Annotated in this window: 20 protein-coding genes, 1 tRNA gene and 1 riboswitch; of the genes, 13 read left to right on the top strand and 8 right to left on the bottom strand. The window is 62.4% G+C overall.

The genetic code is table 11. The features are described 5' to 3' along the window. Positions 1-92: 92 nt before the first annotated feature. Complete coding sequence (locus J2Z31_RS10940) at positions 93-2642, top strand: ligase-associated DNA damage response DEXH box helicase (protein ID WP_209601912.1); 2550 nt, start codon at positions 93-95, stop codon at positions 2640-2642. Between the two features lie 2 nt (positions 2643-2644). Further along, on the top strand, positions 2645-3367 hold the full coding sequence (pdeM, locus tag J2Z31_RS10945; RefSeq protein ID WP_209601913.1) for a ligase-associated DNA damage response endonuclease PdeM: 723 nt from the start codon (positions 2645-2647) through the stop codon (positions 3365-3367). A gap of 3 nt (positions 3368-3370) precedes the next feature. Here the strand turns inward: pdeM and J2Z31_RS10950 are convergent, their stop codons facing one another. Together J2Z31_RS10950 and betC are read right to left on the bottom strand one after the other, a co-directional pair. Beyond that, positions 3371-3607, bottom strand: coding sequence for an Lrp/AsnC ligand binding domain-containing protein (locus J2Z31_RS10950; protein ID WP_034859316.1), 237 nt, complete (start codon positions 3605-3607; stop codon positions 3371-3373). A 135-nt stretch (positions 3608-3742) separates the two neighbouring features. Continuing rightward, positions 3743-5278, bottom strand: a complete 1536-nt coding sequence (gene betC / locus J2Z31_RS10955; RefSeq protein ID WP_209601914.1) for a choline-sulfatase — start codon at positions 5276-5278, stop codon at positions 3743-3745. Positions 5279-5375: 97 nt separating this feature from the next. On the opposite strand from betC, the gene J2Z31_RS10960 reads away from it, so the two are divergent. After that, positions 5376-6326: a choline sulfate utilization transcriptional regulator gene (locus J2Z31_RS10960; protein WP_209601915.1), complete on the top strand. Its 951-nt coding sequence runs from the start codon at positions 5376-5378 to the stop codon at positions 6324-6326. Positions 6327-6353: 27 nt separating this feature from the next. Here J2Z31_RS10960 and J2Z31_RS10965 read toward each other — a convergent pair whose 3' ends face one another. The 3 genes from J2Z31_RS10965 to J2Z31_RS10975 all read right to left on the bottom strand — a co-directional run bounded on the left by J2Z31_RS10965 (position 6354) and on the right by J2Z31_RS10975 (position 12190). Continuing rightward, a complete protein-coding gene (locus J2Z31_RS10965; protein WP_209601916.1) occupies positions 6354-7157 on the bottom strand; it encodes a TIGR02186 family protein in 804 nt (267 codons plus the stop codon). Beyond that, complete coding sequence (locus tag J2Z31_RS10970; RefSeq protein ID WP_209601917.1) at positions 7157-8083, bottom strand: sulfite exporter TauE/SafE family protein; 927 nt, start codon at positions 8081-8083, stop codon at positions 7157-7159. The genes J2Z31_RS10965 and J2Z31_RS10970 overlap by 1 nt, the downstream gene beginning before the upstream one ends. 453 nt (positions 8084-8536) lie before the next feature. Then, on the bottom strand, positions 8537-12190 hold the full coding sequence (locus J2Z31_RS10975; protein WP_209601918.1) for a peptidoglycan-binding protein: 3654 nt from the start codon (positions 12188-12190) through the stop codon (positions 8537-8539). Positions 12191-12596: 406 nt separating this feature from the next. Here J2Z31_RS10975 and J2Z31_RS10980 point away from each other — a divergent pair, with 406 nt between their 5' ends. The 8 genes from J2Z31_RS10980 to J2Z31_RS11015 all read left to right on the top strand — a co-directional run bounded on the left by J2Z31_RS10980 (position 12597) and on the right by J2Z31_RS11015 (position 21628). Continuing rightward, the gene (locus tag J2Z31_RS10980; RefSeq protein WP_209601919.1) at positions 12597-14393 is read left to right on the top strand and encodes an acyl-CoA dehydrogenase C-terminal domain-containing protein; all 1797 of its coding nucleotides are present in this window, start codon (positions 12597-12599) and stop codon (positions 14391-14393) included. A gap of 109 nt (positions 14394-14502) precedes the next feature. Then, positions 14503-15711 (top strand): acetyl-CoA C-acetyltransferase, encoded by a 1209-nt coding sequence (locus tag J2Z31_RS10985; RefSeq protein WP_209601920.1) that lies wholly within the window; start codon positions 14503-14505, stop codon positions 15709-15711. A gap of 16 nt (positions 15712-15727) precedes the next feature. Beyond that, entirely contained in the window at positions 15728-17941 is a 2214-nt protein-coding gene (locus J2Z31_RS10990; protein ID WP_209601921.1) for an FAD-dependent oxidoreductase, read from the top strand. 239 nt (positions 17942-18180) lie between these two features. Then, positions 18181-18762 (top strand): LysE family translocator, encoded by a 582-nt coding sequence (locus J2Z31_RS10995; RefSeq protein WP_209601922.1) that lies wholly within the window; start codon positions 18181-18183, stop codon positions 18760-18762. A gap of 218 nt (positions 18763-18980) precedes the next feature. Beyond that, positions 18981-19499: a winged helix-turn-helix transcriptional regulator gene (locus tag J2Z31_RS11000; RefSeq protein WP_209601923.1), complete on the top strand. Its 519-nt coding sequence runs from the start codon at positions 18981-18983 to the stop codon at positions 19497-19499. Between the two features lie 219 nt (positions 19500-19718). Continuing rightward, a complete protein-coding gene (locus J2Z31_RS11005; protein ID WP_209601924.1) occupies positions 19719-20369 on the top strand; it encodes a S24 family peptidase in 651 nt (216 codons plus the stop codon). 13 nt (positions 20370-20382) lie between these two features. Then, the gene (locus J2Z31_RS11010; protein WP_209601925.1) at positions 20383-21129 is read left to right on the top strand and encodes a thermonuclease family protein; all 747 of its coding nucleotides are present in this window, start codon (positions 20383-20385) and stop codon (positions 21127-21129) included. An 88-nt stretch (positions 21130-21217) separates the two neighbouring features. Next, positions 21218-21628 (top strand): tellurite resistance TerB family protein, encoded by a 411-nt coding sequence (locus tag J2Z31_RS11015; protein ID WP_209601926.1) that lies wholly within the window; start codon positions 21218-21220, stop codon positions 21626-21628. Between the two features lie 64 nt (positions 21629-21692). On the opposite strand, the gene J2Z31_RS11020 is transcribed toward J2Z31_RS11015, so the two are convergent. The 3 genes from J2Z31_RS11020 to J2Z31_RS11030 all read right to left on the bottom strand — a co-directional run bounded on the left by J2Z31_RS11020 (position 21693) and on the right by J2Z31_RS11030 (position 23801). Then, on the bottom strand, positions 21693-22511 hold the full coding sequence (locus J2Z31_RS11020; RefSeq protein ID WP_209601927.1) for a transporter substrate-binding domain-containing protein: 819 nt from the start codon (positions 22509-22511) through the stop codon (positions 21693-21695). 68 nt (positions 22512-22579) lie between these two features. Next, positions 22580-22654, bottom strand: a tRNA-Gly gene (locus J2Z31_RS11025). Positions 22655-22703: 49 nt separating this feature from the next. Beyond that, positions 22704-23801: a 2'-deoxycytidine 5'-triphosphate deaminase gene (locus tag J2Z31_RS11030; protein ID WP_209601928.1), complete on the bottom strand. Its 1098-nt coding sequence runs from the start codon at positions 23799-23801 to the stop codon at positions 22704-22706. Between the two features lie 75 nt (positions 23802-23876). Beyond that, positions 23877-23955: riboswitch (SAM riboswitch) on the top strand. Positions 23956-23999: 44 nt separating this feature from the next. Here J2Z31_RS11030 and J2Z31_RS11035 point away from each other — a divergent pair. Both J2Z31_RS11035 and apaG read left to right on the top strand, forming a co-directional pair. Continuing rightward, entirely contained in the window at positions 24000-25184 is a 1185-nt protein-coding gene (locus J2Z31_RS11035; protein WP_209601929.1) for an O-succinylhomoserine sulfhydrylase, read from the top strand. Positions 25185-25370: 186 nt separating this feature from the next. Then, complete coding sequence (apaG, locus tag J2Z31_RS11040) at positions 25371-25763, top strand: Co2+/Mg2+ efflux protein ApaG (protein ID WP_209601930.1); 393 nt, start codon at positions 25371-25373, stop codon at positions 25761-25763. Positions 25764-25779 lie beyond the last annotated feature (16 nt).

Genomic DNA, 25779 nt, shown 5'->3' on the forward strand with positions numbered 1-25779 from the left:
CGTGACGAGGTATCGGGTGGATTGCGATCGCGGAGTGAGAGGCCGGCCCACGCGGGATTGCAGACTTCTCTTTTGCCGCACATGATCTACCTTTGTTCCCCGTGACCAGGACCGATTCACCATTGCCGAAGGGCGACGCCCTGACGCTGCCGGCGCCTTTCCTCAGGTGGTTCGCCGAAAAGGGCTGGCGGCCGCGCGCCCACCAATTGGAGTTGCTCGCCCGCGCGGAGGCGGGAGAGAGCACGTTGCTGATCGCTCCGACGGGCGCAGGTAAAACGCTTGCCGGCTTCCTTCCCTCCCTCGTCGATCTAACCCGTCGCGGCAGGATCCCGCCAGGCTCGGCCTTTGTCGGCATCCACACTCTCTACATCTCACCGCTCAAGGCACTTGCCGTCGATATCGAGCGCAACCTGATGAAGCCGGTCAGCGAGATGGTCCTTCCCGTTCGGATCGAGAACCGGACGGGGGACACACCTCAGGGCAAGCGCCAGCGCCAGAAGCTCAATCCACCCGACTTATTGCTGACGACACCCGAGCAACTCGCGCTGCTTATAGCCGACGGCGAGGCCGAGCGCTTCTTCAAGGACCTGCGCTATGTCGTTTTTGACGAATTGCATTCGCTCGTCACCTCCAAGCGCGGCCATCTGCTTTCGCTCGGACTCGCCCGGTTGCGGCGGCTGGCACACCGCCTCCAGTCAATCGGGCTTTCGGCCACCGTCGCCGAACCGATGGAGTTGCAGCGTTGGCTCGTGGCACAAGCTCCGGGGAAGGACAACCATGCCGGACTGATCACCGTTTCCGGCGGCGCCAAGCCGGAGATTTCCATACTTCGCAGCGACAATCACGTGCCTTGGGCGGGGCACTCCGCCCGCTATGCGATTGCCGATGTCTACGAGGCGATCAAGGCGCACGGCACGACGCTGCTCTTCGTCAACACGCGCAGCCAGGCGGAAATGCTGTTCAAAGAGCTCTGGACGATCAATGACGACAACCTTCCGATCGCGCTGCATCACGGTTCCCTCGACGTTGCCCAGCGCCGCAGGGTCGAAGCGGCCATGGCCGAGAACCGGCTGCGCGCCGTCGTCGCCACGTCGACGCTCGACCTCGGCATCGACTGGGGCGATGTCGACCTGGTCGTCCATGTCGGCGCCCCGAAAGGGGCGAGCCGGCTCGCCCAGCGCATCGGCCGCGCCAACCATCGCATGGACGAGCCGAGCCGAGCCATTCTCGTGCCGGCCAACCGCTTCGAGGTGATGGAGTGTCAGGCGGCGCTCGATGCCAACTATGTCGGCGCCCAGGATACGCCGCCGATCGGCAAGGGTGCGCTGGACGTGCTGGCGCAACACGTGCTCGGCATGGCCTGCGCCAAGCCGTTCGATGCGGTCGAGCTTTACGAGGAGGTCACGAGCGCCGCCCCCTATACCGGTCTCTCCTGGGAGGACTTCGAGCGTGCCGTCGACCTCGTCGCCACCGGCGGCTATGCGCTTCGAACCTATGAGCGTTACGCCCGCATCCGCAAAACGAAAGAAGGGCTTTGGCGCGTTTCGAATCCCATGGTGGCGCAGCAATATCGTCTCAATGTCGGGACGATCGTCGAATCGCCGATGCTGAACGTGCGCATGGTGAAGCGCAATGCCCGCGGCTCGCTCGGCCGGGGCGGCATGTCCCTCGGTAAGGTGGAGGAGTATTTCCTCGAAATGCTGTCGCCGGGCGACACGTTCCTCTTTTCCGGCAGGGTTCTGCGCTTCGAAGGTATCCGCGAGAACGAATGCCTCGTCTCGCAGGCTTTCTCCATCGACGCGAAGGTGCCGAGCTATGCCGGCGGCAAGTTCCCGCTTTCCACGTATCTCGCCGCGCAGGTCAGAAGAATGCTCGCCGATCCGGGGCGCCGGGCTCATCTGCCGGAGCAGGTGCGAGACTGGCTTGCGCTGCAGAACGACGTCTCCGTGCTCCCGCGGGAAAACGAACTGCTTATCGAGACCTTCCCGCGCGGCAGCCGCCACTACATGGTCATCTATGCATTCGAAGGCCGTCTCGCCCACCAGACCCTCGGCATGCTGCTTACCCGCAGGCTCGACCGCGCCGGGCTGAAGCCGCTCGGCTTCGTCGCCACCGACTACTCGCTTGCGGTCTGGGCCCTCGATGACATGGGCGCTGCCTTCCGGGCGGGCGCGCCCTCGCTCGGGGAACTGCTGGACGAGGACATGCTGGGGGACGATCTCGAGGCATGGCTGAACGAGTCCTTCCTTCTGAAGCGGACATTCCGCAATTGCGCGGTGATCGCCGGGCTTATCGAGCAGCGCCATCCCGGCAAGGAGAAGACGGGCCGGCAGATCACGGTATCCGCCGACCTCATTTACGACGTGTTGCGGATGCACGAGCCGGACCACATCCTCCTGGAAGCCACACGGAACGATGCAGCGGCGGGACTCTTGGACATCGGCCGGCTCGGCGCCATGCTGAAGCGAATCAAGGGACACGTCATGCTTCGGCGGCTCGACCACATTTCTCCACTCGCCATCCCGGTCATGCTGGAGATCGGGCGGGAATCGGTTCATGGAGAAGCGCACGACTTCCTGCTCACAGAAGCCGCGGACGACCTGATCAACGAGGCGATGGGCCAACACAAAGGAATAAGCTAAGGATGCATCGGCTCGTCCATGCGACATCGGCCCCGGCGAGCGCCTTCTTCGAGGCGCGTACGGCGATCAACGGCGTGGCCGCGATCTGCGACACGTTGGGTGGCCTCTATCTGCCCGAAAGCCGAACGGTGGTCGTTTCCGACCTGCACCTTGAAAAGGGGTCCGCCTTTGCCCGCCGCGGCATGATGCTGCCGCCCTACGACACCTTGGCGACGCTACGGATCCTCGAGGCGATCCTCGCGCGCCACGATCCCAAGACTGTCATCAGTCTCGGCGACAACTTCCACGACCGCAAGGGTTCGGCGGCGATGCCGGAAAGCTTTCGACAGATGATCTGCTCGATGGCGCACGGCCGCGACTGGATCTGGATAAACGGCAACCACGACCCGGACGGCGCATTCGGACTGCCCGGCGTCTCCCTGGATGAACTGCGCCACGGGGGACTCGTCTTCCGGCACGAGCCATCCCTCACGGACGACCTCGGCGAGATTGCCGGTCATCTGCACCCTTCGGCAACCGTCCGGCGCCGGGAAAGGTCCGTGCGCCGCGCTTGTTTCGCGACGGACGGCAGACGGCTCCTGATGCCCGCCTTCGGCGTCACTACGGGCGGGCTGGACCTTAGGCACCGCGCAATGAGCGGCCTCTTCGATCGCCAACACCTCGTCGCCCACATGATGGGGCGCGATCGGATCTACTCGGTGCGCTTCGCCAATCTCATTGGCTAGATTTCAAAAGGCGTTGAAGGTCAGCGTCGTCAGCGATCGGGAAATGCCGGGCACGCTGGCGATGTTGTCGTTGATGAATTTGCCGACGTCCTGACCTTCTTCCACATAGATCTTCAAGAGCAGATCGTAGTCGCCGCTTGTCGAATACATCTCCGAGACGATCTCCTTGCGGTAGATCTCGTCGGCCACTTCATAGGTCTTGCCTGGGGCGCATTGCAGCTGGACGAAAATCGGCTTCATGGGGCTTCCTCTGCTTTCCGGGAACCACCTCTGGCAATTCCTCGTCGTCTTCCCGTTCAAATCACCGGTCGAACCTTCTCGTGCTTGCTTAAACCGGAAGAGGACAAAAGAAAACGGCGCGACTGCAGCTGCTTGTTACCGCCGTTCAGTCTTGTCGGTTACTCCTCTAGGGTAGCGCTGTTTCTCCTCGAGCACGTTGAGGTCCATGTGGTTGCGCATGTATCGCTCGGACGCCTTCTGCAGCGGCTCGAACTCCCAAGGATAATAGGCGCCGTTGCGCAAGGCAGTATAGACCACCCATCGGCGCGCCTGGCTTTCACGCACTGCGGCGTCGAACGCGGCGAGATCCCAGCGCTTGTTCGCTTCGGCGGCCATGCCGGCCAGGACTTCCTTGTACGCCTTATCCTGCGCAAGATTCCTCAATTCATGCGGGTCGGAGTCGATGTCGAACAAGAGCGGCGGGTCCTTTTCGCAGAGCGTCAGTTTGTAAGGCCCCATTCGCAATCCAACGAGCGGCGCCTCCGAACCCTCCGCGGCGTATTCCATCGGCACGGGACCCCGGTCGGCTTCCCCATGCACTAGCGGCGCGAGATCTACACCATCGGTCCACGGACGGATCGAAGCGATGTCCAAGCCCGCGATGGAGGCGATCGTGGGCGTGACGTCGAGCGTTGATACCGGCACGTCTACCCTACCGGCCTTCCAGCCGGGCGCCGAGATCATCAGCGGCACGCGGGCCGAGCCTTCGAAGAAGCTCATCTTGAACCAGAGACCGCGTTCTCCGAGCATGTCGCCATGGTCGGATAGGAACAGTATGGCGGTATTCTCGGCCATGCCGGTCCGCTCGAGCACATCGAGAAGCTCTCCGATCTTCTCGTCCACGTAGGAGATACTGGCAAAATACCCGCGCCGGGCGCGCCTTACGTCATCTTCTGAAATGTCGAAAGACCGGTGGTCGCAGGATTCCAAGAGGCGCTGCGCGTGCGGGTCCTGCTGCTCAAAAGGAATGGGCCCGACTTTCGGGTCAAGTGCCGGACAAGCTTCATAGAGATCCCAGAACCGCTTGCGCGCGACATAGGGATCGTGGGGATGCGTGAAGCTGACCGTGAGGCTCCATGGCCGATCGTCATTTCCGCGCGCAAGATCATAAAGCTTGCGGGTTGCGTGGTAAGCGACCTCGTCGTCATATTCCATCTGGTTGGTGATCTCGGCAACCCCGGCACCCGTGACGGAGCCGAGATTATGATACCACCAGTCGATGCGCTCCCCCGGTTTGCGGTAGTCCGGGGTCCAGCCGAAATCCGCCGGATAGATATCCGTCGTCAGCCGCTCTTCGAAGCCATGCAGCTGATCGGGCCCGACGAAGTGCATTTTTCCCGAGAGGCAGGTCTGGTATCCCGCCGCTCTGAGATGGTGCGCATAGGTTGGTATGTCCGAGGCGAATTCGGCCGCGTTGTCGTAGACGCGCGTGCGGCTCGGGAGTTGGCCGGACATGAAGGATGCGCGTCCCGGAGCGCAAAGCGGACTGGCGGTGTAGGTATTGACGAAGCGGACCGAGCGCTCGGTCAACGCCTTCAAGTGAGGCGCGTGGAGAAAATCGGCGGGGCCATCGGGAAACAGAGTTCCGTTAAGCTGGTCGACCATCAGGATCAGAATATTGTGCCGCGACACTGAATGTCTCCCGCTGCTATTTGATTTCCATATTCGTGCGGCTATTTTAAAGCCCTGTGAAGTCTGGTTTTCTTGATTTCCACCATAAGGTTTTTCTATGAGACAGCGAGCGGTTGATCTGGGTTGGATGCGGCTATTTGTGGAGGTGGCGCGGCGCGGCAACCTGACGTCCGCTGCAGCTGCGCTGAAAATCTCGCAGCCGGCGATCAGTTATCAAATTCGACGTATAGAAGAGCAGATCGGGGTGGAACTGCTGACCCGCGTGCACCGAGGCGTCGAACTCACGCCCGCGGGCCTAAGGCTTTATGACATCGCCAAGAGGGCAGTCGACGAAATCGATGATGCCGTTCGTGCTTTTCGCTCGGACCGGGAACGGTCGACTATTCGATTGCTCACGGATTACGCCTTCGCTTCACTCTGGCTGATGCCTCGAATGCATGCTTTCCGGCTACTGTATCCCGAGCTGGACATCCAGATCGTCGCGACCCAAAGGCTCCAGCGGGAGGTTTTAAAAGAAAGCGACATAGCAGTCGCTTTCGGCGCGCAGCGCGATTTCGGCGATGACGCGATCCTGCTCTTGCCGGAAGCGGTCACCCCCGTGTGTACCCCTGGCTATGCGGAAAAAAGCGGCCCGTTCGAAGATGCCGCGTCGCTGGCAAAATCAACCCTGATCCATCTCGAAAGTTCGTCGCCCTCGCCCTGGTTCGAATGGACTACATATCTGTCGCATTTCAAGGCGGTCAGAGATGCTCAGTCGGGACATGTCGACCTCAGCTTCAACACATATTCGCTCGTGGTGCAGGCTGCAGTCGGCGGCCAGGGCATAGCACTCGGGTGGAAGGGCCTCGTGGACGACCACATGTCGTCAGGTCTCCTGGTGCCCGTCGGCGCCACTCTCGAGGTTCCGGAGCGAGGTTATTGGTTGGTCCAGCCTGAGCGCGCAAGTCAACCCGTCAATCGTCTCGGAAGCTGGCTGATCGGTGAGGCGAAGGCTACGGCCGGGCCTCACGATCGCTACGAAGCTGAAAAGACCGCCGGAGCCTACTGACGGGGCACGGCACTGCAGAGTCAGAATCTAATCCTTGCGGAAGAGCAGGCTCGCGCCCCAGCCGGTGATGACCGCCAGGGTGACGGCGAAGAGGCCATAGATGACCGGCTGCTCGTGCGCTGCCCGGGTGATCGCCTGTTCGAGCCCGGTCTTGATGACCCTCAGCGGCAGAGCTTTCGCAGCGACAAAAAGCCCGTCCCGGAAAAGATAGGCGCGCACGATGTGAACTCCGTTCGGCACGTTTGCCGGCAGCCGGACGGAGGCCTTGAACAGGCTCGAACTTATGAACTGCACCCCACCCGGATCGCGTTGGTAGACGCCGTTTTGTTCCCGGATGCGGCGGAAGGCGTTGCGGAACTCGCCGAGATTGCTGCCGTCGCCAAAGAATCCAAGCGGCACCAGGCGCATATGATCGACGCCAATACCCATATTGGCGATGTCCCGCGGCGGCGCGATCGTCGCGATGTCGCGCGTGCTCGACAATGAATAGGCTTCAGGCACGAGCTCGAAGGTCATCGACTGGGTATTGACCCAGATGCCGAAGACCCGCTCCTTCTTGCGCACGGTCGCGTTGTCCTTCGGGCCTTCGAGCGTGACGATGATGTTGTATTTGCCCTGCGCAAGCAGATTGGCGTCGAAGCCGTCGATGGCGCCGAAGATCGTCAGGTCCGCCCCGCGGAAGTCCGAGGTGATGGAGATCTCGTCGGTCGAGATGCCGATCTCAAGCTTTTCGGGGAAGTGCGTGACCTGCCGCTCCAGCGTCTGCGCCGAGGCCGGCGCAGCGGCAGCCAGTAACAGGATGAGGAGGAAGTGGCGGGCGCGCGCGAGCATCAATAGCCGAACCCCGCCGATACGACCGAATAGATATCCTCGGGAGGAATGACGAGTTCGACCGCGAGGCGAATGCCGACCGCGAGCACGAGCAGCGCCAGAAGGGCCCGCAACTGTTCGCCGCGCAGCCGCTGGCCGACGCGCACGCCATATTGCGCACCGATGACACCGGCAATCATCAGCACGAAGGCGAGCACGATATCGACCGTATAGTTCGTCGACGCCTGGACGATCACGGTATAGGCGGAGACGAAGACGATCTGGAAAAGCGATGTGCCGACGACGACGCTGGTTGGGATTCGCAGCAGATAGATCATCGCCGGAACCATGATGAAGCCGCCGCCGACGCCCATGATCGAGGTCAGCATGCCGATGAAGAAGCCAAGCGCGGCGACGGGAATAACGCTTAGATAGATCTTCGACTTCTTGAAGCGCATCTTCATCGGCAGCCCGTGGATCCAGATGTGCTGGCCGGGCCGGCGCAGTGCCGTTGGCAGGTTTTTCGCGGCTTTGCGCATGGCACCGATGCTTTCCCACAGCATCAAGCCACCGACGGAGCCGAGCAGTACGACATAGAGCAGCGAGATCGTCAGATCGAGCTGCCCCATTCTGCGCAGGATCGAGAACAGCCACACGCCGACACTGGCGCCCACAAGGCCGCCGCCGAGCAGCACCGTTCCAAGCTTGACGTCGATCGTGCCGCGGCGGAAATGGGTGATGGCACCGGAGATCGACGACGCCACCACCTGGTTCGCTCCAGTCGCCACCGCGACGACCGGGGGAATGTTGTAGAAGATCAAGAGCGGCGTGATCAGGAAACCCCCGCCCACGCCAAACATACCGGACAGAAATCCGACGGCCGCGCCCATGCCGAGAATGATGAAGATATTCACCGACAATTCCGCAATGGGCAGATAGACCGTCACGGCCGAAACCTCGATGTACCAATAGCCCGCGGCTGCGGACGCACTGCAACTTCACAACTCCTAGCCCGAAACCGATTTAGGAATTGTGCATGCTTCAATTTTCTCCTCACACGCTCGTTTAAGGCGCGCGGCGCGATGCTTCAAAGTGGTCAGGGTTCACCACGAGCAGGGATGTAGCGGCAATCCGCCCGTCTTCCGGAGACAGCGGACTGCACCCTTCGTCATGCGCTCCGCAGCCGGAGCTGTCAACCATTTCAGGCACATGGCGCCGCAAACTTCCATGTCGTGCGCTCTAGATCACGATGATTTTAGGTCGGATCGAGCGAAAATCATGAACGCGTTCGATTCCGGGAAGCCAGCGGCCATACGGGCCTAAAACCGCGCGCACCTTTCCTCATTCCGCTATCGCGCCGATCTGCGGCTTTCTTGCGGCGCTCCGACGGAGCGGCCGCGTCAGGAATTGCGCTTCAGAAGCTCCTGCACCAGCGCGTCGGTAACCTCTCCCGTCGGCTCGTGGCCGATCGACTTCTGGAAGGCTTTGATCGCGGCAACCGTCCTCTTGCCCATCTGGCCGTCGGCAGGACCGGCATCGAAGCCGTTGTTGTTGAGGATCGCTTGGATGTTGCGCACCGCCTTCGTCATATCGACCGAAGCTGTCTTGGTCGAGGGACCGACCCAGGCGTCGGGGACCTCAACCGTATTCGCACCGGCATCGACCGGCTGCGCCTTCCAGGCATCGGCCTTGGCCCTGGCGCTCGAAAGTGTCTCCGGCGTCATCGCCTTGGCGATCTCGTCACGCTTCTCGGCTGCGTCCTTGTCGCCATCGCGCGCAGCGATGGCGAACCACTTGTATGACTCCTCGAGGTTCTGGGCGACGCCATTGCCGCGAGCGAAGAGCACCGCGAGGTTGAATTGGCTGTCGCGGACGCCGAAATTCGCAGCCTTTTCGAACCACTTGGCCGCTCCTGCAAAATCCGGGGCGCCGTCGCGGCCGCTCGCCAGCAGCACCGCGAGATTATGGATCGCACTCGCATTGCCGGCTTCCGCAGCCTTCAGGTACAAAGCCTTGGCCTTGGACGCATCGCGTGCGACTCCCGAACCTTTCTCATAAAGATTGGCAAGCCGGTATTCGGCTGGCACGACGCCAGCGTCGGCGGCGCGTTGATACCACTTCGCGGCCTCGGCCAAATCTTCCTTGACGCCGCGCCCCTCCGTGAAACGCGTACCGATCTCATAATATGCCAGCGGATCACCGCCCTTGGCAGCGGTGACGAGCGCCGGCGGACCAAAACCCGCGGGCAGGACGATCTCGCTCAGCTTTGCCTGTATCGGAGCCGAATGATTGGCTACCCCTTTTGCGGAGGGCTCGAAAGCGGAAGCGGGGCCTGTCGGCTCGACGGCCGCTTGAAACAGCGGCGCCTCGGTCGCGCCCCCTGCGTCGGCATGTTCATCACTCTTGTTCCCGATTTCGGGAGAGGGTGCCTTTGCGGGCGCTTCCGGCGCTGCAGCGCCCCTCGGCGCCGCGGCACCTTCAATCGTCGGTTTCGCGGCTGGTGCAGCTGCCGCCGGCTGGCTCATCTTCGGTTGCTCGATCGCGGCAACTGGCTGGACGCGCGGCGCATCCCTGCCCTTCAGCACCGTGCTGACAAGCGGATAGGACATGATCGCCAGGAGCACGGCGCCGACCGCCATCAGGATTGGGCGGCGATGGCGGGCAAATGCGCTGCTGATGGCAGAGGGCGCCTTGTTATCCTTCCGGTTCAGCGCGTCGGTCTCCTCGACGGCAAGCTGGGCCGCGCGGCGCGCGGCAGCAATGAAATCGGCCTTGTCGCCAAGGGCGGCCTGCTGGCCACCACGCGCCATTTGACCGGCGCGGACACGCTCGAGTATCTTCTTTACGTCCGGCACGCCGGAGCCCGGTTCCAGCAGTTGGTTGGCTTCGTCGGGAGCAAGCATTTCAGCGGCATCGATCGGCGGGGCCGGCTCCACCATCTGTCGCTCCGGGGCCGCTACGGCCGATCTCCGCTTGGCGGAGAAGCGCCGGGTCAGGCCAGCAAGCAGGCCGGGCTTTCCATGCTGCGCCTCCGCCGTCGGCTCCGTCCGTTCAACGGTCGAGATGTCCACGGAAAGCGCATCGGCTCCAAACGCACCGGCGGCGGCGGCGTCCACCGGCTCATGGCGCTCCAGCCCGACACGGCCATCATCGAAATCGGCCGGAGGGTAGGCATTGTCGAATGCAGGCTGCAGGGCTTTGGCCACCGCCGGCGCGTTGCGCAAGTCGGACGGCTCCCGCTCTTCAAGGCGCTCCAGCTTTTCCGCGATGTGCACGAGCGTCTCATGCAGCGCCTCGAAGGTCCGCGCCGTCCGTTCTTCGCTCGAACGGGCAATTTCCTCGAGCGCGCGAAGGTCCTCGGCAAGGGCAGAGATTGCCGCCATGTCGCGGCCCGACGCCGTTTGCGTCGGCGCGTTTTTGGAATAGGCCTCCATCACCGCTTCGGCGGCCTGTCGCGCCGCTTCGATGATGTATTCATCGCTGGTCGCAAGGTAATCTTCAAGCGCATGCATGCGATCTTCGAAGTGGCCCGGGGCGGTGTTAGCGGGTACCTGGTGTGGTTGACTGACCAGCGTCGAGAGGTGGCTGATCTGCGCCTCCAGATTTCGCAGCGCCTCGCGATCGTCGAAGGGGGCTGCCTGCGTCTCCTCCAGGCGCTGCGCAATATCGGCAAGACGGTCCTCGATACGGTCGAAGCGAGTATCATTCGCGGGCCTGTCGACCTGCGTGTCCAGTTCCTCGATGAGGCGGCCAAGGTAATCGAGCCGTGTCGCCAGCGCATCGTTGACGCTACCCTGGTCCAGAGCCTCGATCTTTCGCGAGATGTCGGCGAGGTAGTCGATGAGGTCAGGCGCGGCATTGTACTGGTTGCGTTCGAGCAGCGTCGAAAGGTGGTCAAGGCGCTCCTCGAGCCGGACCGCGGCCTTCTCGCTTGCCAGATCCTCGACTCGCTGGGCGAGAGCCTCGATCCTCGTACCGAGGTCAGCGTCGGACGGACGGGAGAGATTGTCGATCTGGCGGGAAAGGTCGCCAAGCCGCCCTTCGAGCCGATTGACGAAAGCAGCATCGATGCCGCCGGCAGTGCGGCCGTTCACCGCAATCGCCCGGCTGATTTCATCGAGCCGTGCATCGAATTCGGCAAATTGCGTAGCGAGGCGCCGGTCGTCCGGCTGCATCTGGCGTCCAAGCATCTCGACCGCCTGGGCCACGGCAATGAGCTTGTCTTCCAGGGCATCGGTCGAAACTCCCTTGCTCAGGGAACCGATCTGCGCCTTGAGCTCGTCGAGACGGTAAGCCAAAGCCAGCAGCTCATCGTCGCGATTGCGATCGAAGGCGTTCAGTCGGTCCTCGACGCCGCCCCAGCGGTTTTCCATGCGGCGCATGCTGTCTTCGCGGGCCAGACCGTCGAGCATTGCCCGAAGCTCATCGAACTCGACCCGCAGGGCATCCGCCTGAGCCGAGGGCGTGTGCCGGCCGAGTTCATTGATGCATTCGGCCAAACGCTGCATGTCGGTCCGGATATCGGCGGCAAGGCCTCGGTCTTTGGCCGCCTCGGCCTTGATGCTGCTGATCTCGGAGCGGAGAGCCGTGAGCTCGCGCGCGAGCCCATCGCCAATGTCGCGTTTGAGGTCCAGGCGGAGACCCACGAGCGCCTCGGCAATATCGGCTGCCGCGGAGGCCCGCGCCGGCGCAGCGGGCGCCGGTTGCGGAGAGAAGTAGCGCGGCTCTTCCGTGGAGCGAGGCGGGGTGGAGCGAGGCGGGGCGGAGCGCTCGGGCTCGCGCGCCGAGATACGTTCGCGCAGCGATGGGCGCTCGCGACCGGCGCTTAGCGAGCGCTGTCGTTCGAGAATTTCGGAGACGGCGCTGTCTGCCGTCGGTCTCTGTCGTTCGGAGTGGCGCTGCTCTGGCTGGCGCGACTCACGGCTGACGCTGCTCATCAGGCCTTCGATGCGCGCCTCGAGGCCTTCGATGGTTCGGTTGAGGGCGTCGAGCGACGTCCTGTCGCTATGGGACGGGCTGCCCATTCTCTGGGGATTGGATCGCGATCCGTTCATCTCTCTTCGCCCCTGTCGTCGACCATCATCGAAACCGCCCAGGGAAGGAACGATGCCCTCTCTCCTCAGCGGCTCAGCCGATCCGGCAAAGCCACAACGACGCGATTCGTGCCGTTTGCAGCTCTGGCCATCTCAAAGCCCACAATTCAGTAAACGTGGTAAACAAGCCGTTAAGCGTTGCGATTTTTTAACGTTTCATCAGGACGCTGGGACCGTGAGCCCACTTCAGCGCAGCAAATGCGCATGGGATGAAACTTACATGAACAACCAATTTTGACGTTTACGCAAACGTCAAAATTTTGTACCATCCTTGCATCGTTGCGGCACCTAAGCGCCGGCTGCGCTCGAAACTACAGACATCGGCAGCCGCGCAGGCGGCCCGAAGGGACATCAAGGCGAGGAAAGAATGCCCATCTACAAGGCTCCGGTTGAAGACACCCTGTTCATCCTCAACGAGGTACTCGGAATTGAACGCTACCACAATCTGCCGGGCTTTGCGGACGCGACACCAGACATGTTGTCAGCGATCGTCGGCGAAGCTGCAAAGCTTTCCGAGGAAGTTCTTTTCCCGATCAACCTTTCCGGCGACCAGGAGGGCTGCGAGCGACATGAGGACGGATCTGTCACCGTGCCGAAAGGCTTCAGGCAAGCCTATGAACGCTACCGCGAGGGCGGCTGGCTCGGCTTAGCGGCGCCGGAGGAGTTCGGCGGACAGGGCCTGCCTTACACGCTGCATACGGCCGTCGGCGAATTCATGTCCTCTGCCAATATGTCGCTGATGATGTATCCCGGTCTGACGCAGGGCGCGATCGCCGCCATCCTGGCGCATGGCTCGGACGAGCAGAAGCGGACCTATCTGCCGAAGCTTGTCGAGGGGCGCTGGACGGGAACGATGAATCTAACGGAGCCGCATTGCGGCACCGACCTCGGGCTGCTGCGGACCAAGGCCGTACCGAACGGCGACGGCAGCTACAGGATTTCCGGCCAGAAGATCTTCATCTCCGCAGGCGAACACGACATGTCGGAGAACATCATCCATCTCGTGCTGGCGCGAATCGAGGGGGCTCCGGAAGGCGTCAAGGGGATCTCGCTCTTCATCGTACCGAAGTTCAAGCTGAACCGGAACGGCGATCCCGGCGAGCGCAACGGCGTCTCCTGCGGCGCGATCGAGCACAAGATGGGCATTCACGGGAACGCCACCTGTGTCATGAACTACGACGAGGCTACCGGCTATCTGCTCGGCACGGAAAACAAGGGCCTCAATGCCATGTTCGTGATGATGAACGAGGCCCGCCTCGGCGTCGGCATGCAGGGTCTTTCGATCGCCGAGGTCGCCTATCAGAATGCCGCCGAATACGCCCGCGAACGCCTGCAGGGCCGCTCCCTCTCCGGTGCCAAGGCGCCGGACAAGAAGGCCGATCCGATCATCGTTCACCCCGACATTCGCAGAACGCTGATGACGATCAAGGCCTTCAACGAAGCCGGCCGCGCCTTTACGCTCTGGACGGCGCTGAAATCCGACATCGCCCACCGCTCCGAGAATGAGGCGGAACGCCAGGCCGCCGACGATATCCTCGGCCTGATGACGCCGATCCTCAAGGGCGTCATGACCGACAAGGGTTTCGAGCATGCTGTCATGGCACAGCAGGTCTTCGGAGGCCACGGCTATATCGAAGAGCATGGTATGAGCCAACACGTGCGCGACGCCCGTATCTCCATGATCTATGAAGGGGCGAACGGTATCCAGGCGCTCGACCTTGTGGGCCGCAAGCTCGCCATGAACGGCGGCCGCGCGGTCATGGCCATGTTCAAGGAAATCGGCGATTTCTGCGAAGACAACCGCAACGACGAACGGCTCTCCGGCCACACCAGGGCCTTGAAGAAGGGGCTCAACGACCTGCAGGCGGCAACCATGTGGTTCATGCAGAACGCCATGGCCAAGCCCGACAATGCCGGCGCCGGCTCGACCGATTACATGCACCTCTTCGGCCTCGTCGTCCTTGGCTATATGTGGGCGAAGATCGCGAAGACGGCGGAGGAGAAACTCTCCGCGGGAGAGACCGCCAATGCCGATTTTCTCAGGAACAAGCTGATCACGGCAAGGTTCTTCATGGAACGCATCATGCCGGAAACGGCACTTCGCAAAGCCCGCATCGAAACCGGCGCCGACACGATGATGGCTCTGGACGCCGCCGCATTCTGATTTCAAGCTGGAGTTGGATGGGGAGAATTCTGCAGCGGTTTTCCGCCCGCATCCCGCTCCGATATTCACATGCCGGCGCCAGGAGTGCCGCCGAACGGGAGATCAAGAGATGACGAGAGTCTTCGTATACGACCACGTGCGCACGCCGCGCGGCCGGGGCAAGAAGGACGGTGCGCTGCATGAGGTTCCCTCCGTTCGCCTTGCCGCCAAGGTGCTCGAGGCCGTGCGCGACCGCAATGGACTCGACACGTCGACCGTCGACGACGTCATTATGGGCTGCGTCGATCCGGTGATGGACGCGGGCGCGGTAATCCCGAAGGCGGCAGCCTTCGAGGCCCGCTACTCGACGCGAGCGCCCGGCATGCAGATTTCCCGCTTCTGCGCCTCCGGTCTCGATGCGGTCAATGTCGGTGCCGCCAAGATCGCCCAGGGGGCGGACGAAATCGTCATCGCCGGAGGCGTCGAGTCGATGTCGCGCGTGGGGCTCGGCATGTCCGGCGGCGCCTGGTTCATGGATCCCTCCGTCAACCTGCCGGCCTATTTCATGCCGCAGGGTGTCTCGGCCGACCTGATCGCCACCAAATATGGCTTCTCCCGCGATGACGTCGACGCCTACGCGGTCGAGAGCCAGAAGCGCGCGGCACATGCCTGGGACAACGGTTACTTCAAGGACTCGGTCATCGCCGTCAAGGACCAGAACGGCCTGACCATTCTCGACCGAGACGAGCATATGCGCCCTGGCACCGACATGCAGTCGCTCGCCTCGCTCAATCCTTCCTTCCAGATGCCCGCCGAGATGGGCGGTTTCGAGGCCGTCGCCATCCAGGCGCATCCCGAGATCGAGCGGATCAATTATGTGCACCACGCCGGCAATTCCTCCGGCATCGTCGATGGCGCCGCAGCGGTGCTCATCGGCTCGAAGGCCGGCGGCGAATCCATGGGGGTCAAACCGCGGGCCCGGATCCGCGCCTTCGCCAATGTCGGCTCCGATCCGGCACTGATGCTGACCGGTCCGGTGGACGTGACTGAAAAGCTCCTGAAGCGCGCCGACATGGAGCTGTCCGACATCGACCTCTTCGAACTCAACGAGGCCTTTGCGGCCGTCGTTCTGCGCTATATGCAAGCCTTCGACATTCCGCACGACCAGATCAACGTCAATGGCGGCGCGATCGCCATGGGCCATCCGCTCGGCGCTACCGGCGCGATGATCCTCGGCACGGTGCTCGACGAGCTCGAGCGCCGCGACCTCAACACCGCTTTGGTCACGCTCTGCATTGGCGCCGGCATGGGCACGGCAACGATCATCGAACGCTTCTGATCCTGGGAGAGAAAGAATGTCTTACACGAACTTCAAGATCGAAACCGACGCCGACGGCATCGCGCTCGTCACCTGGGACATGCCCGAGAAGTCGATGAACGTCATTACCCCGGAGGTGATGGAGGAACTGGACGCAATCATCGATGAGACGGCTGCGGACCCGGCTATCAAGGGCGTCGTCATCACTTCCGGCAAGCCCTCCTTCTCCGGCGGTGCCGATCTCTCGATGATCAAGTCGATGTTCACGCTTCAGGCCGAGGAGAAAGCGAAAGATCCGGCCCACGCCGCACAGAAGCTCTTCGATCTCGTCGGCCGCCTGAGCAGACTCTTCCGCAAGCTCGAAACCTGCGGCAAGCCTTGGGTGTCGGCGATCAACGGCACTTGCATGGGCGGCGCCTTCGAGCTGTCGCTCGCCTGCCACGGCCGCATCGCTTCCAATTCGAAGGCGGTGAAGATCGCGCTGCCCGAGGTCAAGGTCGGCATCTTCCCTGGGGCCGGCGGGACGCAGCGCGTGCCGCGGCTCACCAATACCCAGGACGCGCTGCAGATGATGACCACCGGCTCGTCGCTGACCGCCGCGCGCGCCAAGGCCATGGGCCTCGTGCACGAGGCTGTCGATCCGGACAAGCTGATCGATGCTGCCAAGGCGATGATCAAGAACGGTCTGAAGCCGGTACAGCCATGGGACGAGAAGGGCTTCAAGCTTCCCGGCGGTGGCATCTGGACGCCCGCCTCCGCGCAGCTCTGGCCGGCCGCTTCCGCCATCCTGCGGCGCGAAACCTATGGCAATTATCCGGGCGCCATCGCCATCCTGAAATGCGTCTATGAGGGCCTGCAGGTTCCCTTCGATACGGCCCTCAAGATCGAGCAGCGCTACTTCACCGAGGTGCTGCAGACGACCGAAGCCTTCTCGATGATCCGCTCGCTGTTCATCTCGATGCAGGAACTTGGCAAGGGCGCGCGCCGCCCGGCTGGCGTGCCGAAGGCGGAACTGAAAAAGGTCGGCGTCGTCGGCGCCGGCTTCATGGGCGCCTCCATCGCCTATGTCACGGCCGCTGCCGGAATTCCCGTCACCCTCATCGATCGCGACATGGAAGCGGCCGAGAAGGGAAAGGCGCATTCGGCGGGGCTGGTCAAGGACTCGATCGGTAAGGGCCGCCTGACCAAGGAAGAAGGCGAAGCGCTGCTTTCCCGCATTACGCCGTCGGCCGTCTACGACGACCTTTCGGATGCAGGTCTCGTCATCGAGGCGGTATTCGAGGACCGGCAGGTGAAGAAGGAGGTGATCGAAAAGGTGGAGGCGGTGATCGCCGAGGATGCGATCTTCGCATCCAACACGTCGACCTTGCCGATCACCGGCCTCGCTCAGAACTCCAGGCGGCCGGATCAGTTCATCGGCATTCACTTCTTCTCGCCCGTCGAGAAGATGATGCTGACGGAAGTCATCCTCGGGAAGGAGACCGGCGAGCGAGCGCTTGCCACGGCCCTCGACTATGTCGCGGCGGTCAAGAAGACACCTATCGTCGTCAACGACACGCGCGGCTTCTACGTCAACCGCTGCGTCTTCCGCTATATCCACGAAGCCTATGACATGCTGATCGAGGGCATTCCGCCGGCGATGATCGAGAACGCCGCCAAGATGGCCGGCATGCCGGTCGGACCACTCTCGCTCAATGACGAGGTGGCGATCGATCTCAGCCAGAAGATCCTGAAGGCGACCGTCGCCGATCTCGGCGAAGAAGCCGTCGATCCCGAGCATATGGCGCTGATCGATAAGATGGTCGGCGTCCTCGACCGCCGGGGGCGCAAGAACGGCAAGGGCTTTTATGAGTATCCGGCCAAGCCGGCCAAGAAATATCTCTGGCCGGGCCTCAAGGAGCTTTATCCGCAGAAGGATGCCGGAAATATCGACGTCGAGGTGCTGAAGCAGCGCTTTCTCGTGACGATCGCGCTGGAAGCGGCTCGGACCGTGGAGGAAGGCATCGTAACCGACCCGCGCGAGGCCGACGTCGGCTCCATCCTTGGCTTCGGCTTTGCGCCCTTCACCGGTGGAGCGCTGTCCTACATCGACGGCATGGGAGCAAAAGGCTTCGTCGAGCTTTGCAAGAAGCTCGCCAAGGACCATGGCGACCACTTCAAGCCAACGCCGCTGTTAAGGGAGATGGCCGAGCAGGGCGAGACCTTCTATGGGCGGTTCGATCCCTACGGGGAGGCGCAGAAGGCGGCGTAGGCTGCCCGGTGCTCCGCATGTCATGCCGACGCGCACAGCAAGCTGCAGCACTTTGTATCGCAAGACGTCTTTGAGGAAGCATGCAGTAGAGGGCCGTGTCACGGGTGCGGCGCTCTACACGCGAAAGCGTGTTCGCCAGTACCTGTTTCCCAAGCAACGAGCGGCGCAAATTGACCGGCGTCAAGCGCCTTGGCCGGCAATTGGGCTAAAGCTCTGCAGTTATCAATGTAGAGACCGCTATGCAGCCGTTCCCTTTCGCCCTCGCCATCCTGCTCCTGCTCGCAACGCCCGGCCCCACCAACACGCTGCTGTGGCTTTCCGGCGCGTCTGCCGGCATGCGCCGTTCCATGCTGCTGCTCCCCGGCGAACTCGGCGGCTATCTCACGGTGATCATTCCGGCGGCAGCGGTTGCGACGCCGCTGCTGTCGGCGCATCCTGAGATCAGCCTTATGCTGAAGCTCGCCGCCGCGTGCTGGATCCTCTTCATGGCGCATGCGCTCTGGACGTTGAAGGCGCACGGTGCCGGCGGGCAACCGATCACCGTCGGACAGGTTTTCCTAACGACGCTGCTCAATCCGAAGGCGCTTATCATCGCGCTCGTCCTCATGCCGCAGGTGGGCCCCGTGGCGATCTTGCCTTGGCTTGCGGGGTTTGCGCTACTGACTTTGAGTGCCGGTTCGCTCTGGATCAGCGCCGGCGCGCTTCTGGCGCGCCTGCCGAAGCAAAGGTTCGGTCCCCGCCTGCCCAGCCGCATCGCCGCCGGCTGCCTCGTTGCCTTTTCCGTCGGCATGGCCGGAAGCGCGCTTGCATCGTTGGTCTGAGATCCAGGGCCAAGCGCGCGGTCAGACTGCCTCACGCCTTGGCGAGGCGTTCGAAGATGCTCCGCCTCGACCGCCAGGGCTCCGCATCGGCAAATGCCGACCTGCTTGTAAAGCGAAAGCAGTTGCACTACCGACGCAGCTGCTGCAATAATGCAAGCAGTATGGGAGCATCGTGGGCAGGACGTCCACGAATCCCCCTTTCGACGCTGGAGACCGAAATGCCTGAAGATCACCGCTCTGGTTGCCCGATCAACCTCTCGCTTGAGGTCTTCGGCGACAAATGGAGCCTCCTGATTGTTCGCGACATGATCTTCGGCGGCAAGCGGCACTTCCGCGAACTCCTGCGCTCCGAAGAAGGCATCTCCTCCAACATCCTCGCCGATCGGCTGAAAACGCTTGTGGAGATCGGCATGCTGACGAAGAGCGACGATCCCACCCACAAGCAGAAGGCGATCTACAGCCTGACGGAGATGGCGATTGCGCTGGTGCCGATCATGGCGCATCTTGGCGCCTGGGGACGGCGTTACTTGCCGGTGAGCGAGGAGCTCAGCATCCGCGCTGAGCTGATGGAGGAAGGCGGACCCGCCCTCTGGGAGCGTTTCATGGACGAACTCAGGGCTGAACATCTCGGCGCCGGGCTCGTCGCGGAAGGGAAATCTTCAGTGCGCGAGCGCCTGCAGAAAGCCTATGAAGATGTGCTGGCTCGGAAGGCGAAAAGTCCCGATGTCGCCGGATAGCACCTGAATGCCGCATAGGTCGGAAAAGGACTATTTTCCTTCCCATCCTTTACGGCCCTTCCGCGCTCCGTTACTGTTGAACCTACAGCGCCGCGCGTCAATCTGATGCAATGTCGCTGCAGAACTTTGAAGTGCTGCACGTCTTGCCCTTACAATCCCAGTCAGGGGAGAAGACATGCAGGAGGGATGGGCGTCGCTCGCCTTCCAGGGTGGATCGACATGCTTTCACATGACAGCATCTGGCGCGCGATCGATGCGCTGGCGGAGCGCCATCAACTTTCGCCATCGGGCTTGGCGCGCCGGTCCGGGCTTGACCCCACCTCCTTCAACAAATCCAAGCGCAAGTCCCCCGACGGCCGTGACCGCTGGCCCTCGACTGAATCGATCGCCAAGGTCCTGGAAGCGACCGGCGACAGCGTTGACGAATTTCTGGCGCTCCTTCAGCCCGGCGACGGAGTGGTGCCTTCGCAGGAGCCTGCATCGGGCATTCCGCTGATCGGCTTCGCCCAGGCCGGTACAGGCGGCTACTTCGACGACAGCGGCTTCCCGGCCGGGCAAGGCTGGGACGAGATCGACTTTCCGGTCGCTCCTCAGAAGAGCGAGGGGGTCTATGCGCTGGAAGTCCAGGGCGAAAGCATGCTGCCGCTTTATCGCAACGGCGATGTCCTGATCGTCGATCCAAATACGCAGGTGCGTCGCGGTGATCGGGTCGTCGTCAAGACCCGCGACGGCGAAGTCATGGCGAAGGTGCTGGCGCGACAGACGCCGCGTGGCATCGAGCTTCTGTCGCTCAACCCCGATCACTCCAATCGCAGCTTCGAGATGAAAGACGTTGAATGGATCGCCCGAATACTTTGGGCCAGCCAGTAGAACAGGCCTGCTGATGCGTCAACAACTCGTCATCGCGGCCGGCGGGCTCGCCGCGCTTGCGCTTTACGGCGCCATCATTGCGAGTGGCGCCGCCGTCATCCGTGACCGCGATGGCGCTGCGGCGCCCGATTTCGTGCTCGATACGCCGGATACGGCAACATTCGAGGAGCCCGATAAGGCCGTTATCGCTGAGCCTGCCGCTCCGCCCGCCGCCGACCAAGAGCCCGCTGCAAAAGGCGCCCGCCTGCCGCTGCGAATTGTGGAGCCAGCCTTTATCGCCCCTCCCGAGGAGAGCCTCGCCCAACCGCTCGAACGTATTGCACCGCGACCGGCGCTTTCCGACCCTGCGAAAAAGGAAATGCCTTCGTCCGTCATTCTTCAGCGCCCTGTCGCGCTTGCCGCCGGACTTGTCCAGGCGGGCGATAGGACGGTGCAGCTCAAGGACATCGAGCCGGAAAGAACCGAGAAGATCTGCGGGAGTGAGGGAGGAAACTGGCCCTGCGGCGTGGTCGCACGCACGGCATTTCGCAACTTTCTGAGAGGCCGCGCTCTCGCCTGTGAAGAGATTGAGGAGAAGGCGGACGGGACGACCACCGCCATGTGCACCGTCGGCGGCGAGAACGCGGCCGCATGGCTCGTTGCGAATGGATGGGCACTGCCGCTCGCCGGGTCGGCCCTCGAGGCGCAGGCGGAGGCGGCGCGCACGGCGGGGCGAGGCTTCTACGGCAATGATCCGCGCGATCTCGACCGCGCTCCCTAGAGGGTTTTGCAGTCGTGCGGAATCCTTCCGGAGCTTGCAAGCGGATGGAGAGACTCCCAATTAACCGCTGAATTCCACGGAGATATCCATGTCCTCAAGTCTCAGCCAGCAAGAAGCCCTTGTCTATGTCATGGTCATGATGTCGGCCGTCGACCGGCACATGACCGACGACGAGTTCGCGCGCATCGGCACTCTCGTCCGCTTCCTGCCCTCTTTCGAGGGATTCGACGAAAACAGGCTTATCCAGATCGGCCGCGACTGCGCGGCTGAGCTCGCCGCCCCGGAAGGCCTTGACGTGACGCTCGAACTGGTAAGAGAGGCCTTGCCGCAAAGGCTCCACGATACGGCCTATGCGCTTGCCGTCGAAATCGCCGCCGCCGACCAGCGCATCCGCAACGAAGAAATCCGCCTTTTGCAGTTGCTGCGCGACCGGTTCGGCCTCGACAAGCTCACCTGCGCCGCCATCGAACGCGGCGCCATCGCGCGCTTCCGCAAGTAGCCGGCAAACGGGCTCTCGGCTTGAGGCCGGCGGCTGAGGGGCAATCAAGCTCACGCCGTGCTTGTCAATAAATCCCATTGGGGAAATAACGGAGATAGATCTCCTCGAGCCTGCCGCTGCGCGAAAGTGCCAGAAGCGCATGATCGATCGCCTGGGTGAGGGCAGGTTCGGTCTTCCGGTTCATGATTGTCAGACCTTCGCCCAGGAAGCGCTGCGAGAAATAGGCGCCTTCCATCAATGTGCAACAGCCTGAGGCAATGCCGCCGGAGATCCAGAATGAAAGTTGCATGCCGTCGGAGAAGACTGCCGGTACCAGTCCCTCCCGCAAGGCGGCAAGCATCGTGTCCCGGTCGGGAAAGATCTTGGCAGTAAGCTCCGGGAAGAAAGCCTTGAACATCGCTTCATGCCTCGTACCCGAGACGACGCCGACAGGCTTGCCAGCGAGGTCGGCCGGCTCGACGACGCCGCTGGCGGCCTTACGATTGAGCGCGAAGCGGGCGGGCAACTGCATAAACGGTCTGGAAAAGCCGAAGCTCTTCCTCAGTTCCGGTGTTATGGCAACGCCGGCGGCTATTGCATCCCCCTGCCCATCCTCCAGCGCCGGCGTCAACTCCTCGAAGGTCAGGGCCTGGATTTGGCACTTCGGCTCGATCGCCAGTTCCCGGCATATTTCCCGGGCAAGATCGACATGGAAACCCGCGAGCTTTCCCGACTGGTCGATGAAGTTGAAGGGCGGAAAATCGACCGTCGTGAGAAAGCGCAAGCGCGCAAGCGAGCTCAAGTCGGGCTTGGCAATACGTTCGCGAGAATCGAAGAGCAAGGGCAATTCCCTCGGCTCCGCATGCACCCCTCCCGCGATGAGCGAAGCCGAAACGGCAAACAAGCCGACTGCGCCCCTGAAAGAGGTGCGGACAAGATCGGATGCTTTCGAGAGACAACCGGCGGAAAAGATGGAGCGGGTGATCGGGATCGAACCGACGACATCAAGCTTGGGAAGCTGGCGTTCTACCACTGAACTACACCCGCAACAGAAGCGGAAATTTCCTCAATGGGCGCGATCTGTCAAGCATAATGCTCACTCGGCGCGAAAATGCTTCGAGAGCTTGAGCCCCTGCGCCTGGTAATTCGAGCCGAGATCGAGACCGTAGAGCCCGTCAGGCCGCTCCAGCATGTGCTCGTAGACAAGGCGCCCGACGATCTGCCCGTGCTCGAGGATGAACGGAACCTCATGGCTGCGGACCTCGAGCACGGCGCGACTGCCGCTGCCGCCTGCAGATGCATGGCCGAAGCCCGGATCGAAGAAGCCGGCATAATGGACCCGGAATTCGCCGACGAGCGGGTCGAACGGCGTCATCTCGGCGGCGTAGAGGGGCGGCACGTGCACCGCCTCGCGCGAGACGAGGATGTAGAATTCGTCCGGATCGAGGATCAGGTCGTCACGGCCGCGGCTATAGAGCGGCTCCCAAAAGTCGAAAATCGCGTGCTCGGCCTTCTTGTCGACGTCGACCACCGACGTGTGGTGCTTGCCGCGATAGCCGATCAGGCCGTCGGGCCCGGTACCCTTCAGATCGATGGAAAGAGCGATGCCGCCGCCAGTGACATTCGGACGTTCGCTAGCGACGAGCACATCGATTTCGTGCAGCGCCAGAAGCTCCTGTTCCGAAAGCATCGCATGGCCGACGCGGAAGCGAATCTGCGAGAGACGAGAGCCACGGCGAACGACGATGGGGAAGGTGCGCGGACTGATCTCGAGATAGAGCGGCCCCCTGTAGCCGGCCGGGATCTTGTCGAACTCCTGCGCCCGGTCGGTGATGACGCGGGTGAAAATGTCCAGCCGTCCGGTCGAGCTCTTCGGATTGGCCGAAGCCGACATGTTCTCCGGAAGAGCAAGGCTCTCCATCAGCGGCACGATATAGACACAGCCTGTTTCCAGCACCGCGCCTTCGCTCAGGTCGACGACATGCAGCTTCAGGCGGTCGAGCTTGTCGGCCACGAGATGGGCCGGACCCGGCATGAAGCTCGCCCGGACTCGAAACGCCTTGGATCCGAGGCGAAGATCAAGGCTCGCGGGCTGGATCTGGTCACTGTCGAGCGCCCTCTCGGCCTTCAAACGTCCCGAGGCATACAGCGCGGCAATCGCGCGGTCGGCCAAAATCCCTGTCTCGCGACCCATTCCGATCCTCTTCTCAACCCGCCCGACAAAACCAGACTCCAGGAATTGACGCAAGCGCGACCAGGCAGTATTGGAGCTTTATCCCGTGGTGATTTGGCCGGTCGGCTTGCAGCCACGTTAAACAACTAGCTAAAAGGGCCGGGTGTCAAACCGGTCGTTTTCGCGGCCGGTTTTTCTGTTTTTGAAAGTGATCGTCGTATGAGCAAGAACTGGCGCCCGGCAACCCAACTCGTCCACGGCGGAACGCTCCGCTCGCAGTACGGCGAGACCTCTGAGGCGATTTTCCTCACTCAAGGCTTCGTCTACGACAGCTCCGAAGCGGCTGAAGCGCGCTTCAAGGGCGAGACAGACGGGTTCATCTATGCCCGCTACGGCAGCCCCACGAACGACATGTTCGAGAAGCGCATGTGCATGCTCGAGGGCGCGGAAGACGCCCGCGCCACCGCCTCCGGCATGGCGGCCGTGTCGTCCGCGATCCTCTGCCAGGTGAAGGCCGGCGACCACATCGTCGCCGCGCGGGCGCTGTTCGGCTCCTGCCGCTGGGTGGTGGAAACGCTAGCGCCGAGATACGGGGTTGAATGCACGCTGGTCGACGGTCGGGACCTCGCCAACTGGGAGAAGGCGGTGCGCCCGAATACCAAGGTCTTCTTCCTCGAGAGCCCGACGAACCCGACGCTCGAAGTGATCGACATTGCCGGCGTCGCCAGGCTTGCGGACCAGGTGGGTGCGAAGCTGGTGGTCGACAACGTCTTCGCGACGCCGCTGTTCCAGAAGCCGCTGGAACTTGGCGCGCACGTTGTCGTCTATTCCGCAACGAAGCACATTGACGGTCAGGGCCGCTGCCTTGGCGGCGTCGTTCTGTCCAATAAGCAATGGATCGACGAAAACCTGCACGATTACTTCCGCCACACCGGGCCGGCCATGTCGCCCTTCAACGCCTGGACGCTGCTCAAGGGCATCGAAACCCTGCCGCTGCGGGTCAAGCAACAGACGGAGAACGCGCGCCGGGTCGCCGACTTTCTCGCCGATCAGCCCCAGGTCGCCCGCGTGATCTATCCTGGCCGCAGGGACCATCCGCAGGCCGATCTCATCGCCAAGCAGATGAGCGGCGGCTCGACCTTGGTCGCCTTCGAGCTCAAGGGGGGCAAGGACGCCGCCTTCGCCCTTCAGAACGCGCTGGAGATCGTCCGAATCTCGAACAATCTTGGCGATTCCAAGAGCCTGATCACGCATCCTGCAACGACGACGCACAAGAATTTGAGTGACGAAGCGCGCGCAGAGCTCGGTATTTCCGCAGGCACGGTCCGCTACTCCGCCGGCATCGAGGACAGCGACGACATCGTCGAAGATTTTGCCCAGGCGCTGAAGCACGTCCGGGCCTGAACAAAACCTATCGGCAAAACCGTCCGCCTGTCGCGGGCGGTTTTCAGGGGTGGTCGCGAGGCGAGACGCGCCATGTTGCCGTCCTTGCAGCGGAAATATGATGCAACTCGTGCAATCTTGCCGTTATTCTTCACGAAACCTTATTGCTATAGGATATCCGCACAGATTTGGAACAGGATGTCGAACATGTACCGCGCACTCACTCGCGACATAGAAGTCACGGTAGAGCCGTACTATCTCGAGGAACAGTCCGACCCTGACGACAGCCGTTATGTCTGGGGCTATCGTATCGTCATATCGAACCATTCGGACGTCGCGGTTCGACTCATGACCCGCTACTGGCACATCACCGACGAGAATGGCCAGGTGGATGAGGTCAGTGGCCCAGGTGTGATCGGGGAGCAGCCGCTGCTCAATCCCGGCGACACCTACGAGTATTCCTCCGGCTGTCCGCTGGATACGCCGTCAGGTGTCATGTTCGGTCACTACAGTATGGAGGCGGAGGGCGGCGAGACCTTCAATGTGGCCATCCCCGCCTTCTCGCTCGACTCCCCCGGGCAGGTTCGGACGCTGAACTGACGGCGCCCGGCAAGTT

It is taken from the genome of Sinorhizobium kostiense, from assembly GCF_017874595.1.
Lineage (GTDB): Bacteria > Pseudomonadota > Alphaproteobacteria > Rhizobiales > Rhizobiaceae > Sinorhizobium > Sinorhizobium kostiense.

Coding starts and splice junctions, on each gene's coding strand:
- pdeM (WP_209601913.1), top strand. CDS start 2,645: ATGCATCGGCTCGTCCATGCGACATCGGCCCCGGCGAGCGCCTTCTTC.
- J2Z31_RS11015 (WP_209601926.1), top strand. CDS start 21,218: ATGTCCTCAAGTCTCAGCCAGCAAGAAGCCCTTGTCTATGTCATGGTC.
- J2Z31_RS10960 (WP_209601915.1), top strand. CDS start 5,376: ATGAGACAGCGAGCGGTTGATCTGGGTTGGATGCGGCTATTTGTGGAG.
- J2Z31_RS10975 (WP_209601918.1), bottom strand. CDS start 12,190: ATGAACGGATCGCGATCCAATCCCCAGAGAATGGGCAGCCCGTCCCAT.
- J2Z31_RS10950 (WP_034859316.1), bottom strand. CDS start 3,607: ATGAAGCCGATTTTCGTCCAGCTGCAATGCGCCCCAGGCAAGACCTAT.
- J2Z31_RS11000 (WP_209601923.1), top strand. CDS start 18,981: ATGCCTGAAGATCACCGCTCTGGTTGCCCGATCAACCTCTCGCTTGAG.
- J2Z31_RS11010 (WP_209601925.1), top strand. CDS start 20,383: ATGCGTCAACAACTCGTCATCGCGGCCGGCGGGCTCGCCGCGCTTGCG.
- J2Z31_RS10985 (WP_209601920.1), top strand. CDS start 14,503: ATGACGAGAGTCTTCGTATACGACCACGTGCGCACGCCGCGCGGCCGG.
- J2Z31_RS11035 (WP_209601929.1), top strand. CDS start 24,000: ATGAGCAAGAACTGGCGCCCGGCAACCCAACTCGTCCACGGCGGAACG.
- apaG (WP_209601930.1), top strand. CDS start 25,371: ATGTACCGCGCACTCACTCGCGACATAGAAGTCACGGTAGAGCCGTAC.
- J2Z31_RS10980 (WP_209601919.1), top strand. CDS start 12,597: ATGCCCATCTACAAGGCTCCGGTTGAAGACACCCTGTTCATCCTCAAC.
- J2Z31_RS10995 (WP_209601922.1), top strand. CDS start 18,181: ATGCAGCCGTTCCCTTTCGCCCTCGCCATCCTGCTCCTGCTCGCAACG.
- J2Z31_RS10965 (WP_209601916.1), bottom strand. CDS start 7,157: ATGCTCGCGCGCGCCCGCCACTTCCTCCTCATCCTGTTACTGGCTGCC.
- J2Z31_RS11030 (WP_209601928.1), bottom strand. CDS start 23,801: ATGGGTCGCGAGACAGGGATTTTGGCCGACCGCGCGATTGCCGCGCTG.
- J2Z31_RS10990 (WP_209601921.1), top strand. CDS start 15,728: ATGTCTTACACGAACTTCAAGATCGAAACCGACGCCGACGGCATCGCG.
- J2Z31_RS11005 (WP_209601924.1), top strand. CDS start 19,719: ATGCTTTCACATGACAGCATCTGGCGCGCGATCGATGCGCTGGCGGAG.